The 20,831-nt window shown below is 27.4% G+C and carries 15 protein-coding genes and 2 tRNA genes; 12 read left to right on the top strand and 5 right to left on the bottom strand.

What is annotated here, in order from left to right; translation table 11 throughout:
- Positions 1-12: 12 nt before the first annotated feature.
- On the bottom strand, positions 13-1,584 hold the full coding sequence (rny, locus tag H0H67_RS02470; RefSeq protein WP_185859188.1) for a ribonuclease Y: 1,572 nt from the start codon (positions 1,582-1,584) through the stop codon (positions 13-15).
- A 223-nt stretch (positions 1,585-1,807) separates the two neighbouring features.
- Between rny and H0H67_RS02465 the strand changes: the two genes are divergently transcribed.
- The 9 genes from H0H67_RS02465 to rplS are packed head-to-tail and all read left to right on the top strand — an operon-like array spanning position 1,808 to position 12,113.
- A complete protein-coding gene (locus tag H0H67_RS02465) occupies positions 1,808-2,980 on the top strand; it encodes a cysteine desulfurase family protein (protein WP_185859187.1) in 1,173 nt (390 codons plus the stop codon).
- A 28-nt stretch (positions 2,981-3,008) separates the two neighbouring features.
- Positions 3,009-3,680: a succinate dehydrogenase cytochrome b subunit gene (locus H0H67_RS02460; RefSeq protein ID WP_238784567.1), complete on the top strand. Its 672-nt coding sequence runs from the start codon at positions 3,009-3,011 to the stop codon at positions 3,678-3,680.
- A 14-nt stretch (positions 3,681-3,694) separates the two neighbouring features.
- Positions 3,695-5,731 carry a fumarate reductase/succinate dehydrogenase flavoprotein subunit gene (locus H0H67_RS02455; protein ID WP_185859186.1) on the top strand — a complete coding sequence of 679 codons (2,037 nt, stop codon included), beginning with the start codon at positions 3,695-3,697 and terminating at the stop codon, positions 5,729-5,731.
- A gap of 3 nt (positions 5,732-5,734) precedes the next feature.
- Positions 5,735-6,496, top strand: a complete 762-nt coding sequence (locus H0H67_RS02450; RefSeq protein ID WP_185859185.1) for a succinate dehydrogenase/fumarate reductase iron-sulfur subunit — start codon at positions 5,735-5,737, stop codon at positions 6,494-6,496.
- An 11-nt stretch (positions 6,497-6,507) separates the two neighbouring features.
- Positions 6,508-7,464 (top strand): acetyl-CoA carboxylase carboxyltransferase subunit alpha, encoded by a 957-nt coding sequence (locus H0H67_RS02445; protein ID WP_185859184.1) that lies wholly within the window; start codon positions 6,508-6,510, stop codon positions 7,462-7,464.
- 52 nt (positions 7,465-7,516) lie between these two features.
- Positions 7,517-9,079: a replicative DNA helicase gene (gene dnaB / locus H0H67_RS02440; RefSeq protein WP_185859183.1), complete on the top strand. Its 1,563-nt coding sequence runs from the start codon at positions 7,517-7,519 to the stop codon at positions 9,077-9,079.
- Positions 9,080-9,086: 7 nt separating this feature from the next.
- The gene (locus H0H67_RS02435; protein ID WP_185859182.1) at positions 9,087-10,319 is read left to right on the top strand and encodes an ABC transporter permease; all 1,233 of its coding nucleotides are present in this window, start codon (positions 9,087-9,089) and stop codon (positions 10,317-10,319) included.
- Between the two features lie 54 nt (positions 10,320-10,373).
- Positions 10,374-11,762 (top strand): phosphoglucosamine mutase, encoded by a 1,389-nt coding sequence (gene glmM, locus H0H67_RS02430; RefSeq protein ID WP_185859181.1) that lies wholly within the window; start codon positions 10,374-10,376, stop codon positions 11,760-11,762.
- Between the two features lie 6 nt (positions 11,763-11,768).
- Positions 11,769-12,113, top strand: a complete 345-nt coding sequence (gene rplS, locus H0H67_RS02425; protein ID WP_185859180.1) for a 50S ribosomal protein L19 — start codon at positions 11,769-11,771, stop codon at positions 12,111-12,113.
- 85 nt (positions 12,114-12,198) lie between these two features.
- On the opposite strand, the gene H0H67_RS02420 is transcribed toward rplS, so the two are convergent.
- The gene (locus H0H67_RS02420; RefSeq protein ID WP_185859179.1) at positions 12,199-12,468 is read right to left on the bottom strand and encodes a hypothetical protein; all 270 of its coding nucleotides are present in this window, start codon (positions 12,466-12,468) and stop codon (positions 12,199-12,201) included.
- Between the two features lie 209 nt (positions 12,469-12,677).
- Between H0H67_RS02420 and guaB the strand changes: the two genes are divergently transcribed.
- Positions 12,678-14,153 (top strand): IMP dehydrogenase, encoded by a 1,476-nt coding sequence (gene guaB / locus H0H67_RS02415; RefSeq protein ID WP_185859178.1) that lies wholly within the window; start codon positions 12,678-12,680, stop codon positions 14,151-14,153.
- Here the strand turns inward: guaB and H0H67_RS02410 are convergent.
- The 3 genes from H0H67_RS02410 to mutS all read right to left on the bottom strand — a co-directional run bounded on the left by H0H67_RS02410 (position 14,135) and on the right by mutS (position 16,920).
- Positions 14,135-14,219: transfer RNA gene (locus H0H67_RS02410), tRNA-Leu, on the bottom strand. The genes guaB and H0H67_RS02410 overlap by 19 nt on opposite strands.
- Positions 14,220-14,229: 10 nt before the next feature.
- A tRNA-Gly gene (locus H0H67_RS02405) sits at positions 14,230-14,302 on the bottom strand.
- 50 nt (positions 14,303-14,352) lie between these two features.
- On the bottom strand, positions 14,353-16,920 hold the full coding sequence (gene mutS, locus H0H67_RS02400) for a DNA mismatch repair protein MutS (protein WP_185859177.1): 2,568 nt from the start codon (positions 16,918-16,920) through the stop codon (positions 14,353-14,355).
- A gap of 64 nt (positions 16,921-16,984) precedes the next feature.
- Here mutS and ileS point away from each other — a divergent pair, with 64 nt between their 5' ends.
- The gene (gene ileS / locus H0H67_RS02395; protein WP_185859176.1) at positions 16,985-20,431 is read left to right on the top strand and encodes an isoleucine--tRNA ligase; all 3,447 of its coding nucleotides are present in this window, start codon (positions 16,985-16,987) and stop codon (positions 20,429-20,431) included.
- A gap of 3 nt (positions 20,432-20,434) precedes the next feature.
- Complete coding sequence (locus H0H67_RS02390) at positions 20,435-20,830, top strand: TraR/DksA family transcriptional regulator (protein WP_185859175.1); 396 nt, start codon at positions 20,435-20,437, stop codon at positions 20,828-20,830.
- The last annotated feature ends 1 nt before the right edge of the window (position 20,831 follow it).

Below are 20,831 nucleotides of genomic sequence, written 5' to 3'. Positions count from 1 at the left end.
ATTTTTATTTTTTTATCTAGCTATTTGCACGGCTCTAGTTTCTCTAATCACTGTTACTTTTATTTGACCAGGATAAGTCATTTCATTCTTTATTCTTTCTGTTATATCACAAGATAACTGAAAAGCTTTTTTATCATCAATTTTATTGCTCTCTACCAAAACACGTAATTCTCTTCCTGCTTGTATAGCAAAAGCTTTATTAACTCCATCAAAACTAAAGGCTATATTTTCCAAGTTTTTTAGTCTTTTTGAATAGGACTCAAAAGTATTCCTTCTTACTCCAGGACGAGCTCCACTAATGGAATCTGAAACTTGTACTATAGGAGATATTAGGACTTTCATCTCTATTTCATCATGATGTGATCCTATAGCATTGCAAACTTCCATATTTTCTCCATATTTCTCTGCCCATTGCATCCCTAAAATAGCATGAGGAAGTTCTGATTCACTTTCAGGAACTTTACCTATGTCATGCAATAGACCTGCACGTTTTGCTAATTTTGCATTCAATCCCAATTCAGAAGCCAATATTCCTGACAAATGTGCTACTTCTCGAGAATGTTGTAACAAGTTCTGACCATAAGAAGAGCGATATTTCATTCTTCCTATCATTCTAATTAATTCTGGATGAATGCCATGAATTCCTAAATCTATTATATTTTTTTTTCCTATTTCTACTATTTCTTCTTCGATTTGTTTTTCCGTTTTTTCTACTATCTCTTCAATTCTTGCAGGATGTATACGTCCATCAATCACTAATTTGTGAAGAGCTAATCTAGCTACTTCTCTACGAATAGGATTGAAACAAGATAAAAGAATAGCTTCTGGAGTATCATCTACAATAATTTCTACTCCTGTTGCTTTTTCTAAAGCCCTTATATTTCTTCCTTCTCGACCAATGATGCGACCTTTTACATCATCTGATCCTATATTAAAAACAGAGACAGCGTTCTCTACGGCTTGTTCCGTTCCAATTCTTTGAATAGCTTGAATCACAATTTTTGTGGCTTCTATTTTTGCAGTTAACTGTGATTCTTCTATAATATTTTGAATGTGAGATTGTGCTTTGATTTTTGCTTCACTTTTAAGAATTTCAATTAACTCATTTTTAGCTTCTTCAGAAGAATAGTTAGATATTTTTTCAAGCAATTCTATTTGCTTAATTTGCATATTTTTAAATTCTTCTTGATTATTTTTCAGTAATTTTGATTTTTTTTCATAATCATGTATTTGTGCTTCTAAACGATTGTTTCTTTTAAAGTAAATTTCTATTTCTCTAGACAATCTATTTTCTTTTTCTTTTGTTTTGCTTTCTATGTCGATTATTTTTCTCTCTCTAAGATGAACATCTTTTTCATGTTTTGATTTAAGTTCTATAAATTTTTCTTTTGCTTGAAGCATTTTCTTTTTTTTTATGGATTCACCTTCTTTTTCCGCATTTTTTATGATTTTTTTAGCTTGAAAATTAGCTTTTTCTAATAATTGAATATATTTTCTTAATATGGTTTTTTTTCCAAAAAAATAAGATATAATAATTCCAATCACAAACCCCATGAGGACCGAAAATCCAACATTTATTTTCATATTTACTCAATTTAAATAAAAATAAAATAGACATTTTAATAACATTTTTAAAACAAAAAATACTTAACAGAAATTATAAAATTTCTTTTTCAAAAAGACTTCAACTGAATCAAGGGTTACTATGATAAATATACAAAATTAAAGATGAGTTTTTTTTAAAAACATTTTTAACATACGGAATTTGAATACATTATATATTTGCATATAAAACTGAAATTTTTTAATGAAAAGAGCATATTTAGACAATGCAGCTACAACTCCTGTGAGGAATGAAGTCATCAAAGTCATGGTAAATACATTAAAATATTCATTTGGGAATCCTTCTTCCGTACAACACAGTTATGGAAGAGAAGCTCTTTCTATAATAGAAGAATCTAGAATTCGTATAGCAAAGAACATAATGGCATCTCCTTCTGAAATTATTTTTACTTCTGGAGGGACTGAGGCAAATAATCTTGTATTAAGATCTTCTATATTAGACTTAGGAGTAAAACATATTTTGACTTCTCAATTAGAACATTCTTCTGTTTTACAAACTGTTTTAGATTTATCCTATAAATATAAAGTATGTGTAAATTTCATTCAAATTCAAAAAAAAGGAGTTATTAATTTAAATCATATGGAAGATCTTTTAAAAAGAAATTCTTCTAAAAAAACACTTGTAAGTCTAATGTATGCAAACAATGAAATTGGAAATCTTTTGGAGGTAGATAAAGTTATATTTTTATGTCAAAAATACAATGCTTATTTTCATTCAGATACGATTCAGATGATCGGTAATTTTCCTATTGATATGGAAAAATTATCTTTCGATTTTGCCACTGCAAGTGCCCATAAGTTCTATGGTCCAAAAGGAGTAGGTTTTGTTTTTATTAGAAATCATATTATCAAAAAAATAAAACATTTTATTACTGGAGGGTTTCAGGAATATGGAATTCGTTCTGGAACAGAAAATACACATGGAATAGCAGGACTTTCAGAAGCTTTACAGTTATCTTGTTGTAATTTTTCACATCACATGGAAAAAATACAAGATTTAAAATTTTATTGTATTTCAGAATTAAAAAAAATTATTCCAAATATTATTTTCAACGGACTATCATCTTGTCCTAATCAAAGTCTTCCCTCTATATTAAATTTTTTATATCCGACAAAAAAAAAAGATTATTTATTGTATTTCCATTTGGACTTAATGGGTGTAGCAGTTTCTAACGGAAGTTCTTGTAATAATAACGTGAAAAAAATGTCTCATGTAATTCAATCTATCACAAATGAAAATTTACTAAATAAAATGATGCCTATTAGAATTTCTTTTGGAATTTTTAATGAAAAAAAAGACATAGATTTGTTAATAGAAGCTTTACAAAAAATCAGAAAACAAAAAAATTTATCATAATTTCAAATATCTTATTATATTTACTTAGATGATCAAGTTAGTTCAGTCAGTGAATCAGTGTAATTTCTTTAGATCTTCTATTGGAAAAAAAGTGGTTATGGCAACTACAGGTATTTTTTTAATGATTTTCTTACTATTGCATTTGATTGTTAATCTTTTTCTTTTTTCAGGAGAACAATCTTTTAATGAAGCTGTTTATTTTATGAGAAAAAATTTACTTGTTAGAATCATGGAATATGTACTTGCCTCTGGTTTTTTGATTCATATTTTATTTGGAGTGAAATTGCATTTAAAAAATAAAAAAATAAAAGGAGAAGTAGATTATGCTATGAATTCTTGTTTAACAACTTCATTTAGCAGTCGTACAATGATATATACAGGAGTTTTGATTTTATGTTTTTTAATTTTACATATCATAAATTTCATGATTCCCATGAAATATTCAAATAATCATTTAACTTCTGATTATAATATAGTTATTTCTTTATTTAAAAACCCTTTGTACACATTCATATATGTATTTTCCTTTTTTATTTTAGGAATTCATTTGAATCATGGATTTCAGTCTTCTTTTCAATCTTTAGGATTGTCCAATAAAAATAGGTTGATTTGGATCCAAAGATTTGGTTTTTTTTATTTTTGGTTCATTTGTTCTGGATTTTCTATTATCGCTATTTGGTTTTTTATCAATAGTAACTAATATTTTTCTTGTTAATGATTAAAAATTCTTTTAAGTTAAATTCAAAAGTTACAGGAGGTGGTACTATCAATCATAAATGGGAAAATCAAAAATCTACTTTAAAATTAGTATCTCCTAATAACAGATCTAATATAGAAATTATTGTTGTTGGGACTGGATTGTCTGGGGGTTCTGCTTGTGCATCTTTATCTGAGTTGGGTTATCAGGTTAAAGCTTTTTGTTACCAAGATTCTCCTAGAAGAGCACATTCTGTAGCAGCTCAAGGAGGAATCAATGCTTCTAAAAATTATAAAGGAGATAATGATTCTATTTATCAACTTTTTTATGATACAATCAAAGGAGGTGATTACAGATCTAGAGAGGCTAATGTTTATCGTTTAGCGGAAATTTCTTCTAATATTATTGATCAATGTGTAGCTCAAGGTGTTCCATTTGCTCGTGATTATGCTGGTTATTTGGAAACTAGATCTTTTGGTGGTACAAAAGTTTCCAGAACCTTTTATGCTAAAGGACAAACAGGTCAACAACTGTTATTATCTTGTTATTCTGCTATGTCTAGACAAATAGGAAAAGGTCGAATTAAGATGTATAATCGTCATGAAATGCTTGATCTAGTAATTATAGAAGGAGTAGCTAGAGGGATTATTGCTAGAAATTTGATTTCTGGAAAAATAGAAAGGCATGCAGCGCACGCTGTAATAATAGCATCAGGAGGTTATGGAAATGTATTTTTTTTATCCACTAATGCAATGGGATCCAATGCTAGTGCTATATGGAAAGTTCATAAAAAAGGAGGATTCTTTGCTAATCCTTGTTATACACAAATACATCCTACTTGTATTCCAGTACATGGAAATTATCAATCTAAATTAACATTGATGTCTGAATCATTGAGAAATGATGGAAGAATATGGGTTCCAAAAAAATTGGAAGATGCCATTGATATTCGAAATGGAACTAAAAATCCTGAAAATATAAGTGAAGAAGAAAGAGATTATTATCTAGAAAGACGTTATCCTTCATTTGGAAATCTTGTTCCAAGAGATGTTGCTTCTAGAGCGGCTAAAGAACGTTGTGACAGAGGATTTGGAATAGAGGATAATGAAACCAAAGAAGGTGTATTTTTGGATTTTCATTCTTCCATAAAGAAATATGGAAAAGAAAAAGCGAATGAACTTGGAATTATAAATCCTAGTGAGTTAGAAAAGATGAATTTTGGAGAAGAAATCATAGAATCTAAATATGGAAATTTATTTCATATGTATGAAAAAATTACTAATCAAAATCCTTACAAAACTCCTATGAAGATTTATCCTGCAGTTCATTATACAATGGGTGGATTGTGGGTCGATTACAATTTAATGTCAACCATTCCTGGATGTTATGTAATAGGGGAAGCTAATTTTTCTGATCATGGATCCAATAGACTTGGAGCATCTGCATTAATGCAAGGATTAGCTGATGGATATTTCATTTTGCCATACACTATAGCAGATTATCTGTCTAGATACATAAGAGTATCAAAAAAAATATCTACACAACATAAAGAATTTGATAAATCAGAAAAGAATGTAAAAGATAGAATTAAAAAACTTGTTCAAAACAATGGAAGCTTGCCTGTTGATTTCTTTCATAAAAAACTTGGAAATATTATGTGGGAAAATGTAGGAATGAGTCGAAATCATGTTGGATTATCTGAAGCCATAAAAAGGATACAAGAACTTCGTGATGAATTTTGGAAAAATGTTTTTGTTCCTGGAAAAATTGAGGATGGATTAAATTCTGAATTAGAAAAAGCTGGACGTGTAGCAGATTTTTTAGAATTGGGTGAATTGATGGCTATGGATGCTTTGAGTAGAAAAGAATCTTGTGGAAGTCATTTTAGAGAAGAATATCAAACAAAAGAAGGAGAAGCTCTTCGCGATGATCTTCATTATCAACATGTTTCTGTATGGGAATATAGAGAAAATAAGTCTATTAGTGATGAAATTATGCATAAAGAAAATTTAAATTATACTTTTGTAAAAGTGCAATCACGCTCTTATAAATAGAATATGAAACAACTTCTGAATTTCAAATTAAAAATATGGAGACAAAAAAATAATAAAGAAAAAGGTTATTTCAAAACTTATCAAGTTCATGATATATCTCCTAATAGTTCTTTTTTAGAAATGCTAGATCTTTTGAACAATCAAATCATATGTGATAAGAAAGAATCTTCTACTATAGCATTTGATCATGATTGTCGTGAAGGAATTTGTGGAATGTGTTCTTTGTATATTAATGGGAGAGCTCATGGTCCTGATAATTTAATCACTACTTGTCAATTACACATGCGTCATTTTCGTGATGGTGAAACTATATATATTGAGCCTTGGAGAGCCAAACCTTTTCCTATAATTAAAGATCTTATTGTAGATAGATCATCTTTTGATAGGATTATTATATCAGGTGGTTTTATTTCTGTAAATACATTAGGAAAAACAATAGATGGAAATATGATTCCTATTCCAAAAGATAAAGCCGATCAAGCTTTTGATGCGGCTACATGTATTGGTTGTGGAGCGTGTGTTTCTGCATGTAAAAATAGATCTGCCATGTTATTTGTTTCAGCAAAAGTTTCACAATTTTCCTTTCTCCCTCAAGGAAAAATAGAAAGAAAAAAGAGAGTATTAAATATGGTGAATAAAATGGATGAAGAAGGGTTTGGATCTTGTACTAATACCAGAGCGTGTGAAGCAGAATGTCCAAAAGGAATATCTACAGAGTATATTTCTTTGATGAATAAAGAATATATTCGTTCATTTATTATATAATTTTCTTGATTATGGAATACTTAGACTTCGAAAAACCTATACAAGAAATTAAGGATCAGTATATTAAGTGTATTCTTATAGAAAAAAAAAGTGGAATAGACATGAAAAAAGTTTGTTCCCAATTGCAATCTAAATTGGAAAAAACAATTAAAAAATTGCACAGCAATTTAACTCCTTGGCAAAGAGTTCAATTATCTAGACATCCAAATAGACCTTATACTTTAGATTATATACAGTCTATAACAAAAAAAGATTCTTTTGTAGAGTTACATGGAGATCGTTATTTTGGAGATGACAAAGCTATAGTGGGAGGTTTTGGAAAAATAGAAGATAAGACTTTTATGTTGATAGGAACACAGAAAGGAAAAAATACTAAGGATAGACAATACAGAAGATTTGGAATGCCTAATCCTGAAGGATATCGAAAAGCCTTGCGTCTGATGAAACTGTCGGAAAAATTTCGTAAACCAGTTGTTACTCTTATTGATACACCAGGAGCTTTTCCTGGAATTGAAGCGGAAAAGAGAGGTCAAGGGGAAGCTATTGGAAAAAATATTTATGAAATGATGTGTTTGAAAGTTCCGATTATTGTTTTAATTATAGGTGAAGGAGCTAGTGGAGGTGCTTTAGGAATTGGAATAGGTGATAAAGTTTCTATGATGGAAAATTCTTGGTTTTCTGTTATTTCTCCTGAAAGTTGTTCTACAATTCTTTGGGGAAAATGGGACAAAAAAGAGGAATCAGCAGAAGCATTAAAATTAACGGCAGAAGATATGTATAAGTCAAATCTTATAGATGATATCATTAAAGAACCTTTAGGTGGAGCTCATTTTTGTCCAAAAAAAGCGTATAAGATAGTTAAAAAACAGATCATAAAATATGATAAAGAATTATCTATTATTGACATAGAATCTCTTATTAGAAAGAGAAAAAATAAGTATATTTCCATGGGTTATTTTGATGAATAGACTTCAAATTTTTTCTATTCACGTATAGTGATGCTTTATTTAAAATGATTTAATGATTCAAATGAATTGTATCAGACAAGGAGAAGAAAATAATTTTCATTCTAAAAAAGGAAAAATACCTCCTCAAGCATTGGATTTGGAAGAAGCTGTAATAGGAGCAATCATGATAGATAAAAATGGGTTAGATGAAATTATTGATATACTTTTTCCTGAAGTTTTTTATAAAAAAGCACATCAAGAAATTTTTGGGGCAGTACAAAGATTATATCATAATTCTAAACCGATTGATTTATATACTGTTTCGAACGATCTTCGCAAGATTGGAAAATTGGAATTAGTAGGGGGAGAATTTTATTTGATAGAATTAACACAAAAAGTTATTTCTTCTGCACATATAGAGTATCATAGTAGAATCGTATTACAAAAGTTTTTTTTAAGAAAATTAATTAGTATATCTTCTGATATTATTCAAAAATGTCATGAGGATAGTACAGACGTTTTTGATCTTTTAGATTATGCAGAATCAAAACTTTTTGAGATTAACCAGAAATATTTGATCACAAAAAAATATGAAACAACTCAATGTCTTATAAAAAAAGCTATTGATAAAATAAAAAAAGCAGAAAAAGAAGGGTTGAGTGGAATTTCTTCTGGATTTCACAAAATGGATCAGATTACTTCCGGATGGCAAAATTCTGATTTAATTATATTAGCTTCTAGACCTGGTATGGGAAAAACAACTTTTATGTTGTCCATGGTTAAAAATATTGTAGTAGAACAAAAAATTCCGGTTATAGTTTTTTCATTAGAAATGTCTTCTATTCAATTAATCACAAGACTCATTTCATCAGAAACCGGGATTTCTTCAGAAAAAATCAAAAGAGCTAGTTTGTCTAGTTCAGATTGGGAATGCTTGATTAATAAAACAAAAAATTTAAAGGATGCACCTCTATTTATAGATGATACTCCTTCTTTATCCATATTTAGTTTTCGTGCAAAATGCCGTCGTTTGATATCTCAGCATGGAATAAAATTAATATTGATAGATTATATGCAATTAATGGTGATTAATGATCATGGTTCTAAATTGCAAAATCGAGAGCAAGAGATATCAATTATTTCTAGAAATTTAAAGTCTATAGCTAAGGAACTTGATATTCCTATTATAGCTTTATCACAGCTTTCTAGAGCTGTTGAAACAAGAGGAGGAAGTAAACGTCCTTTGTTATCCGATTTACGTGAGTCAGGTGCGATTGAACAAGATGCAGATATAGTTTTATTTATTTATAGACCAGAGTATTATGGATTTAAAACTTGGGATTCTGATGAAGAAAATGATTCTTGTATTGGTGAAGCAGAAATTATAATAGCTAAACATAGAAATGGAGGATTAGATAAATTTCGTTTAAAATTTATAAGTGATCAAGCCAAATTTATCAACTTGGAAGAAAAAAAACGTCCATCATTAATTTGGGAAGAGGATTATAAAAAAAATATTCTTGATCAAGAAAATTTATTTTTATCTCCTTATAGTGATTTTGATAATATTTCTTCAGAATCTCAATACAATAATAAAATCGATTTTGATAATGAAAATTATGAGGATCTAAAATAAAAGTATATTGAATTTTGAATGGTTTTTCTCTAAAAAAACAGTTTGGAAAGATTGTAGAAAAAATAGAACTCTTAGAACAATAGTTATAATAACACAAATAACAATAACTTTCGGTTTAATTATTGCTATTTTGACTTTTTCTATAGGATATGGATTCAAAGAAATTATAAAAGATAAATTGTTAAATGTTAGAGGACAAATTGTTATAGAAAATATAAATTCAATTTTTCCTGAAAAACTTTTTTTTCAAAAAAAATATATCAATTACAATTATGTAAAAAAAATTTATAAAATTGTTGAAAAAGATATAATTATTGGAACGGATAATAAAACAGGAAGATATATATATAAAGGATTATATGAAGATTATAATCCCATTTTTTTTAAATATTTTTTAATTGATGGAAATTTTTGTAACAAAAAAAAAAATAATGATTGTAATAAAAACATTATTTTATCCAAAAAAATATCCTTATCATTAGGATTAAATATTGGATCAAATGTGAAAATAGATTTCCTTTTTTTTAAAAAAAATGGCGATCCTACTATTATATCTAAAAAATTTAGAGTTTCTGGTTTATACGAAACAGGAATTACAGAATTTGATGATCTATACATTATTGGAAATATAAAATCGATTCAACAGATTTATGGATGTAAAAAAGATTTATCAGAAAAATTTGAAATTTTTCTGTCTTATTTTCCTTATAACAAAGAAAATATAAAGGAAAAAATTTTAAAAAAAATACCTAACAATTTTTTAGTTAAAACTATTTATGATCAAAATAATCGTGATATTATAGAATGGATAAACATATTTGATACGAATATACTTGTTATTAGTTTTATTGTTTTTATATCATTAGTTATAAATATGATTGTATTTATTCTAATACTTCTTTTGGAAAGAATCAGAACTATAGGTATTTTAAAAACTTTAGGAGCTCAAAATAAAGTTATACACAAAATATTTCTGTTTTATGTTCTGCAAATATTTATTCCATCATTAATCATAGGAAATACTATAGGAATTACCTTATTGATACTGCAAAAAAAATTTCATTTAGTATTACTAAATAAAATACAATACTTTGTAGATTTTGTTCCAATTTGTATTAATATAAGCCATCTATTCATTATCAATTTATCTATTATTTTGATTTGTTTTGTGACTATATTTTTCCCTATTTTATTTATTATTAATAAAATTCCTATCATCAAAGTATTAGAATTTGAATAAATCTCAAAATTTAATTTTGTATTTTTGTTCATGATAAAAAAATTCAACTAATTTTTGACACTTGTAAAATCTTCATCTGGGATAAGGGGTACTTTGGGAGGAAAAGTAGGAGAAGGTTTTTCTCCTATAGATATAATTAAATTTTCTGCAGGATATGTTTCCTGGATGAAAAGGAAATATAAAAGAAAAAAAAAGTATGTTATCATCTTAGGTAGAGATGGGAGAGTTACTTCTGTTTTATTTCAACAGTTTTTAATAATCACTTTTAGAAGTCTTGGAGTAGATGTGATAAATATTGGGTTATCTACAACTCCTACTGTTGGAATAGCTGTTATGAATGAAAAAGCTGATGGAGGAGTTATGTTAACGGCTAGTCATAATCCTAAAAATTGGAATGGATTAAAAATGTTTAATTCTTGTGGAGAGTTTTTATCTGAAGAAGATTTTCAAAAATTATTTTATATAACAGAAAAAGAAAATTTTCGGTTTTCCTCTTATAAAAAATTAGGGAATCTTTTTCATAGAAAGGATTATATTCAAAAACATATAGAAAAAATTCTTTCATTACCTATTATAGATAGGAATATCATTCAAAAAGCAAGATTAAAAATTGTAATCGATGGAATTAACTCAACAGGAGGAATAGCAGTTCCTATTCTTTTAAAACATTTGGGGGTTCATGTTATTGAGATGCATTGCGATCCTCACGGTGATTTTGTTCACAATCCTGAACCTATCAAAAAAAATTTAAAAGAAATATGCAATAAAGTTCCGGAAATCAAGGCAGATTTGGGGATTTCTGTGGATCCAGATGTTGATCGTGTGGTATTTATTTGTGAAAATGGAGATTTTTTTGGAGAAGAATATACTTTAGTCTCCATAGCTGATTATGTATTAGAAAATAAATTGGGACCTGTTGTTTCTACATTATCTTCTTCTCATGTATTAAAAGATCTTGCTATCAGAAAAGGAGTTCCTTATCATTCTACTTCTGTAGGAGAAGTTCATGTTATCAAAAAAATGAAAGAGGTTCATGCTGTGATTGGAGGAGAAGGGAATGGAGGAATTGTTTATCCTGAATTTCGTTATGGAAGGGATGCGTTAGTAGGAATTGCTTTATTTTTAACTCAAATAGCTAAACTTTATAACATTTCATTATCCAAATTAAAAAAAAAATATTCTAATTTTTTTATGTCTAAAAAGAAAATCAGACTTTATTCTCATGAAAAAATTAAAATTCTACTAAAAAGAATAAAAGAAAAGTATAAAGGGAAAAAAATGAATTTGAGTGATGGAATTAAAATTGATTTATTAAATAATGAATGGATACATATAAGAAAATCTAATACTGAAAATATTATTAGAATACATACAGAAAGTTTTTCAAAAACAAGAGCTGATTTATTAGCAAAAGAAGTTGTGTGCGAAGTGAAAAAATTATAAAAAATTATGTTACAAAATTTTATTAGATACACAGAAAATAAATTTATTCCTATAAATAATTTTCCATTATTTAATTCCGGAGATACTATTACTGTTTTTTTTGAAATTAAAGAAGGAGAAAAAAAAAGAATCCAATCTTTTAAAGGTGTAGTTATAAAAAAACAAGGAAAAGGATTAACCAAAACATTCACTATTCGAAAAATAAGTATTGGAGTAGGAATAGAACGTATATTTATTTTCAATCAACCAAACATACAAAAAATAGAAGTTAATAAAAAAGGGAAAGTTCGTAGATCTAAAATTTATTATTTTAGATTTCTTAAGGGAAAAAAAGCAAGAGTTAAAAGTTGAAGTGGAAAAGCAAAAAAGAGCGAACGATGGGTTTCTCTTTTTTGCTTTTTTTTAAAATCAATCCTATTTTTAAAATCAATCCTAATTATTTATTATTTTTTTCGTTTTCTTCAGTAGTTATTTTTTCTTTTGTTGTTCCGTTTTCCTCATTATTATTTTTTGAGGATTCCTCACTAGAAGTTGCAGGAGGAGTGTTTGTTGTATTAGTGGAATCTGTTTGATTATTATTAGCTGTTTTTTCCTCTTCTGTTGTAGTAGAGGGATTTTCATTTTTATTTTTGTTATTACAACTGATAGTAAACAAAAATATCGCCAATAGGATCGTAGTAACAGTAATTCTTAATTTTTTCATCATAATCAATAGTATTTCAATTATTACATATTCTGGGCAAATTTATATAAAAATTTGGAATGAAAAAATATATCATTATTTGTATTTTTTCCTAATAAATACAAAAGGAAATATAACCAACTTTTTTAAGTTTGAAAATAAGAACATTACAAAATTACGTTTTTTCATTGAACTAAACAAAATTATATATTTTTATAAACAAATAAAAAATTATGTCTTTAAATAAAAAGATTTTAAAAGAGGCTCTAACTTTTGATGATGTTTTGCTTGTTCCCTCCTTTTCTTCAATTCTTCCATCAGAAGTCTCTCTTAAAACTTATTTGACACCTGACATTTCTCTAAACATCCCCATATTGAGTGCTGCCATGGATACAGTGACTGAATCTTCTTTAGCTATATCTATAGCTAGGGAAGGAGGAATAGGTATTATTCATAAAAACATGAGTATAAAGAATCAATCAGAAGAAGTTTACAGGGTAAAAAGAAGTGAAAGTGGAATGATAGATGATCCTATAACTCTTTCCAGAGATTCTACACTAAAACATGCTCAATATCTTATGAAAAGATATAAAATATCTGGACTTCCTGTTATAGAAAAAGATTATTCATTAGTAGGAATTATTACGAGAAGAGATATCAAATATCGTACAAATTTGGATTCTTTAGTAGAGGAAGTAATGACAAGAGAAAACTTGATTACTTCTAAAAAAAATATTACTCTGGAAAAAGCAAAGAATATTTTATTAAAAGAGAGAATAGAAAAATTACCTATTGTAGATGAAAATAATAAATTGGTAGGATTAATCACAATTAGGGATATTGATAATTTAATTAAGCACCCTAATGCATGCAAAGATTCTAGAGGACGTCTTCGTGTAGGAGCTGCTGTAGGGATAGATAAACACACTTTAGATAGAGTGGAATCTTTAGTCAAAGTGGGAGCAGATCTCATAGCTATAGATTCAGCTCATGGTCATTCTTCTAGAATATTACAGGTTATTAAATTAATCCGTTCTTTTTTTCCAGGAATTTCATTACTAGCAGGGAATGTAGTCACAAAGGAAGGAGCTAAAGATTTGATAGATGCTGGTTCTACTGTTTTAAAAGTAGGAATAGGATCTGGTTCTATTTGTACGACAAGAGTAGTATCTGGAGTGGGAATGCCTCAAATAACAGCTATTAATGATGTGTATGAATACGCCAAGAAAAGAAATGTTCATGTGATTTCTGATGGGGGGATTAGATATTCAGGAGACGTGGTAAAAGCTATTGCTGCAGGAGCTAGTTCTGTTATGATTGGTAGTTTATTTGCAGGAACAGATGAAGCTCCTGGCGAGGAAGTGATTTTTCAAGGAAGAAAATTTAAAACTTATGTTGGAATGGGGTCTTTAATTGCTATGAAAAGAGGAAGTAAAGATCGTTATTTTCAATTTAGTGAAAAATCTGTTCCAGAAGGAATAGAAGCTATAGTCCCTTACAAAGGGAAAATGAAAGATACAATTTATCAAATTTGTGGAGGATTGCGTTCTGGTATGGGTTATTGTGGAGTTTCATCCATTACAGAGTTAATGGAAAAAGGAAAATTTGTAAGAATAACTAATTCAGGATTAAAAGAAAATCATCCACACAGTGTCAGAATTACAAAAGAAACTCCAAATTACTATCTAAATACCCGGGACGGGATTTGAACCCGTACGATCGCAATGATCACAGGATTTTAAGTCCTGTGTGTCTACCAATTCCACCACCCAGGTTTTTTTTAAAAGCGAGAAACGGGATTTGAACCCGTGGCCCCGACCTTGGCAAGGTCGTGCTCTACCAACTGAGCTATTCTCGCCATAATAATAAACTAATTTAAAAACACTTTTGTATATGGAGCAAATTATTTTAATGATCTAATAAATTTTTAATTTCATTCATTTTTACATATGCATCTTCAAGAGATAGAGAATTAATGTGATCTATTTTTTTTAAGGAAGAAATTATTTTTTTTAATAAATGGAAAGCTTTTTTTTTGTTTATTTTTTTATTATTTTCATTTTTTAATTTTTTTAATATTTTTTTTGCTCTATCAACGATTTTTATGGGCATTCCAGATATCTTTGCCACGTGAATTCCAAAACTATGCTCACTTCCTCCAACCATCAATTTTCGCATAAAAATAATATTGTCATCAATTTTTTTTACGGAAACATGATAATTCTTTATTCTTTTAAAAAGAGAACTCATTTCATTTAATTCATGATAATGAGTAGCAAATAAAGTTAGAGGGCGTAAACTATTTTCATGTAAAAATTCAACAATAGATTTTGCTATTGAAATTCCGTCATAAGTACTTGTTCCTCTTCCTATTTCATCTAAAATAAGAAAACTTCTTTTGGAAATATTGTTGAGTATACTTGCTGTTTCGTTCATTTCTACCATAAAAGTGGATTCTCCCAAAGAAATATTATCTGAAGCTCCTACTCTGCTAAATATTTTATCTATTAATCCTATTTCTGCATATTCAGCTGGAATAAAACTTCCAATATGAGCCATTAGTATGATAATAGCTGTTTGACGTAAAATAGCAGATTTACCGGACATATTTGGTCCTGTTATGATCATAATTTGTTTATCTGACTTATTTAAGATAATATCATTTGGAATGTAAGATATTTTTGAGATAAACTGTCTTTCAATAACTGGATGTCTTCCTTTTTTAATGCATATTTTTAAAGAGTGATTAATTTTTGGTTTGACATAATTGTTTTCTAATGCTAGATTAGAAAAGGAGCATAAAACATCTAATTTTGCAATTATTTTTGCATTTTTTTGCAGATGTTTTATTTTTTCTAGAATTTGATCAATTAAATTATTAAATATTTCTTTTTCTAAAGAGAATATTTTTTGTTCAGCATTCAAAATTTTAGATTCATAATTTTTTAATTCTTCGGTTATATATCTAACGGAATTAGATAATGTCTGTTTTTGAATCCAGTGAGATGGAACCTTATGTTTTTTTGAATTTTTTATTTCAAAGAAATACCCAAAAATATTATTGTATCCAATTTTTAAATTATTGATTCCTGTATTTAATTGTTCTATTTTGCAAAGTTTTTCCAAATATTCTTTTTGCGAAAAATATAACAGACGAATTTCATCTAATTCTTTAGAAAATCCTTTGATAATTACATTTCCTTTACCTTTTTCAATTTGATGTGGAGGATCTTCCTGTATTGTATTAACGATTTTATCAGATATAATATTGCAATCTTGAAAAGAATTTGCAAGATCTACAAGTATTTTGGATTCTTGAGATAAAAAAAATTTTTTTATTTTAGTAATAGAAATCAAAGATTTATGAAGTGTATATATCTCACGAGGAGATACTTTTCCGATAACCATTTTAGAAATCATTCTTTCTATATCATGAATATCTTTAAGTTTATTTTTTATGAAATTTCGGATAGAATTATTGTAATATAATTCTTGGACTATTTTATGACGTTTTTTTATATGAAATATATTTATTAAAGGAAAAAGGATCCAATTTTTCAATAATCTTCCTCCCATTGAGGTGATTGTCTGGTCAATAACATGAATTAAAGGAATTCCTTCTTTATTCAAAGAATGAAATATTTCTAAATTTTGAAAAGTAAAGTCATCAATCCACATATGTTCTTCTTTTTTTATCCTTCGTATGTTGGAAATGTGTTTGATGTTGAAATGTTGTGTATTATGTAAATAAGACAATATCACTCCAGAAGAAACAATGCCTAATTTTAAATCATCAATTCCAAATCCTTTTAGAGAATTTGTTTTAAAATGTGATATCAATTTTTCATATGCGAATCTATAATCGAATATCCAATCTTCCATTAAAAAAGTATAATACTTATTTTTTAATAATTGATCAAAAAATTTTTTTTCCTTTCTTTGAAAAAGAATTTCGCTGGGATTAAAAAGTTTTAAATATTGTAATACATTATTTTTTTTATCTTCCGTTATAAAAAATTCTCCTGTAGAGACATCTAAAAAACTTAATCCTAAATTATTTATTCCAACATGAATAGAAGCTAAGAAATTGTTTGATTTAGTTTTTAGAATATTTTCATTTATAGCTATTCCCGGAGTTACAAGTTCAGTAACTCCTCTTTTTACTATATTTTTTCCTTTTTTTGGTTCTTCTAATTGATCACAAATTGCTACTCGTAATCCTGAACGTATTAATTTTGGTAAATAGGCATTTAACGAATGATAAGGAAACCCTGCTAGATGAAGATTCGATCGCTTAGTTAAAATAATATTTAATATTTTAGAACATTTAACAGCATCTTCTCCAAAGATTTCATAAAAATCTCCAACTTGAAATAATAAAATTGTATCTGGATATTTATTTTTTATATCATTATATTGCTTAATTAATGGAGTTTCTTCTTTTTTTTCACAATAAAAGTTATCGTTTTTATTCATAAAAAATGTAATTATTTAGAGTAAAATAGAAGATTTTTAATTTATTATTACAATAATAACCCTTATGTCAAAAAGATTTAGAGAATATAAAAAACTGGATCTTAATCAAATAACCATAGAGATATCTCAATATTGGAAAAAACATAAGATTTATCAAAATAATTTTAATTTTTCTAATAAAAAAGAATCATTTTTCTATGTTTTGTATGAAGGGCCTCCTTCTTTAAATGGAAAACCGGGAATACATCACGTATTATCTAGAACTATAAAGGATATTTTTTGCAGATATCATACTTTAAAAGGGAAAAAAGTATTTAAAAAAGCTGGTTGGGATGCTCATGGACTTCCTATTGAGCTAAATGTTGAAAAAAAAATGGGGATTACCAAAAATGATGTAGGAAAAAAAATTAGTGTAAAGGAATATAATCAATTTTGCAAAAATTTTGTCGATAAATCATTAAAAGAATGGTTTTTATTTACAGAAAAAATAGGTTATTGGATAGATTTAGATGATTCATTTTTAACTTGTAATGCAAAATATATAGAGAGTGTATGGTGGTTGATTAAAAATTTTTATTGCAAAAAATTCATTTACAAAGGTTTCACTATTCAACCTTATTCTCCTGCTGCAGGAACAGGATTGAGCCATCATGAATTAAATATGCCGGGGACCTACAAAAAAGTGGAACAAATATCTCCATTTTTAAAATTTAAAGCTATAAAAAATACTTTTCCAAAAAAATTAAAAAATGTTTTAGGGGATATATATTTTCTATCATGGACCACTTCCCCATGGACTCTTCCTTCAAATACAGCATTAGCCGTTGGATATGATATAGATTATGTTTTAATCAGTACTTATAATGCTTATACTTATTGTAAAGAAAATATTATTTTTTCTAAAAAATTAATTCATAGAATACTCCTATCCAATAAGTTTTATTCTGTTTCAAATAATCTTGAATTAGATATTCTATCAAATGATAAAAAATATAATAAAATTCCTTATCTAATAGTGGAAGAATTTAAAGGTAAAGAATTAATCTTTAGTAAATATGAACAATTATTACCTTGGTTTAAACCTTATTATAACGAAAAAAATGCATTTCAAGTTATAGAAGGAGATTTTGTAAACGTAGATGAAGGAACAGGGATTGTTCATATATCTCCTACATTTGGAATAGAAGATTTTATGGTAGCTAAAAAATATAAAGTTCCTCCAATGTTAGTTTTAAATGAAGAAAACCTAGCTGTTCCTTTAGTCGATTTTCAAGGTAGATTTCTAAAAATTTTTCCTCATGGATTTGGAGGTAAATATGTGAAAAAAGATTTCAATCCAAAGAATTCAAATTTTTTTTCAGTAGACCAAGAAATAGTCCTTTTTTTGGAGAAAGAAAAAAAAATATTTAGAACAGAAAAGTATATTCATTTTTATCCACATTGTTGGAGAACAGAAAAGCCAATACTCTATTATCCTTTAAATTCATGGTTTTTCAAAACTAAAGAGATAAAAAATAAAATGATTCTTTTAAATCAAAAAATAAAATGGTATCCTGAATTTACAGGTAAAAAACGTTTTGATTCTTGGTTAAAGAATACAAAAGATTGGAACTTATCTCGTGATAGATATTGGGGAACGCCTCTTCCTATTTGGAGAACAGAGAAAGGAGACGAGGAAATAGTTATTGGATCAATTAAAGAATTATTTATGGAAATTCAAAAATCTATTAAATATGGATTAATGTCTTCTAATAAGATATTTAAAGATTTTATATTGGATGACATGAGCAATGAGAATTATGATAAGATAGATTTGCATAAAGATATTTTAGATGAAGTTATATTAGTTTCTTCAAAAGGGGAACCTATGAAGAGAGAGTCAGATTTAGTAGATGTATGGTTTGATTCTGGGGCTATGCCTTATGCTCAATTTCATTATCCTTTCGAAAATAAAGAATATATCGATAAAAATTTGTTATTTCCTGCTGATTTTATTTCTGAAGGAATAGATCAAACAAGAGGATGGTTTTTTACTTTGCATGTTATTAGTAGTATGTTGTTTAATTCTATAGCATATAAAAATGTAATATCTACAGGATTAATTCTGGATAAAGATGGACATAAAATGTCTAAAAGTAAAGGAAATACTATAAATCCTTTTGATTTAATCAGTAATTATGGTCCTGATGCAATACGTTGGTATATTATATTTAATTCTGAACCTTGGGAAAATCTGAAATTTAATGTAGAGGGAATTAATACCGTTATCAATAAATTTTTTGGAACATTATATAATATCTATTCTTTTTTTGTTTTGTATGCTAATATTGATGGGTTTTCTTACAAAGAAGAAGAGTGCTCCAATTACACGGAATTAGATCTTTGGATTCTTTCCGAATTGAACACTGTGATAAAAAAATCAGATGATTATTATGCTAATTATAATCCAAATAAAGTTGCACGTTTGATTTCATCTTTTGTATTAGATAAATTAAGTAATTGGTACATCAGGTTATGTAGAAGAAGATTTTGGAAAGAAGAATATACAGTAAATAAAATATCGGCATATCAAATACTTTATAAATGCTTAGTTATTGTAGCCAAGTTGACTTCTCCTATTATTCCATTTTTTTCCGAGAAATTGTATTTGGATTTAAATTCTATTACTAATAAAGAAAATTGTAAAAGTATTCATTTAACTAGTTTTCCTAACCATAACTCAAATTTAATTGATAAAGAATTGGAAAATAGAATGTTTTTGATTCAAAGAATAATTACCATGGTTTTTTCTATTCGTAAAAAAAATAGAATTAAAATTCGTCAGCCTTTGCAAAAGATTCTCATTCTTATTTCTGATGAAAAAATACGTTTTCAATTAGAAAAATCATCCGAAATTCTTTTGAAAGAAGCTAATGTAAAAAAAATAGAATTTTCTGATTCTTATAAGAACTTGGAATTGGTCAAACACATTAAACCAAATTATCAATCTTTGGGACCTAAATTTGGAAATAGAACTCGAATTATCTCCAAAATAATAGAAAAATTTACTCAAGAAAAAATTAAAGAAGTAGAAGAGAATAAAAAATGTGTGATTTTTTTGCGAGGAAAAAAAATTCTTCTTCTTTTAGAAGATGTAAAAATTACTACTGAATATATTAAAAATTGGTCGATTCTATTTGATCATGAATTAACAATAGCATTAGATTTACGCATTACAGATTCTCTTCGTGAGGAAGGTTTCATAAGAGAATTAATTAGGTATATACAAAGATTGAGAAAAAAACGTAACTATGATGTGGTCAAAAAAATATTTGTATACATAAGAACTGTTCAAAAAATACAATTGATTATACAAAAAAACAAAAATTTTCTTTGTCAAGAAACTCTTGCTGTTGATATTTTTTTACAAGAAAAAAATATGAAAAAAAAGGAAATGGAATTTTTTTTCGTAGAAAATTTTGGAGAAAGATTAATGTTATATATACAAATTCGAAAAGTCGAAAATATATAAGAAATGGAAAAAAAGGGAAAAAAAAGGTATTCTATGGAAGAGAGAAAAGAGTTTCGTAAACTTATACTTGAAAAATTAGAAAAAGCCAAGAAAGATTTATTGATTCTTAAAGATTCTTTTTCTAATAGTCAGGATAATGGAACAGATGACACTTCTCCTATTTTTAAAGCTTTTGAGGAAGGATCGGAAACTTTGAGTAAGGAACAGAAGGCACAAATTATGGAACACTTACAAAAATTTATAAAAAGTTTAAATTCTGCTTTGATTAGAGTGGAAAGTCAAGATTATGGAATTTGTAGGATAACAAAAGAATTAATTCCTAAAGGACGTCTTATGGCTGTTCCTCATACTACCTTAAGTATAGAAGGAAAAAGACTTGTAGAAAAAAGAAATAAATAAT

Origin of the sequence: Blattabacterium cuenoti (assembly GCF_014251575.1) — a bacterium.
Classification (GTDB): Bacteria; Bacteroidota; Bacteroidia; order Flavobacteriales; family Blattabacteriaceae; genus Blattabacterium; species Blattabacterium cuenoti_N.
Note: the sequence above shows the minus strand (reverse complement) of the source record. Positions and strands in the feature narration are given on the sequence as shown.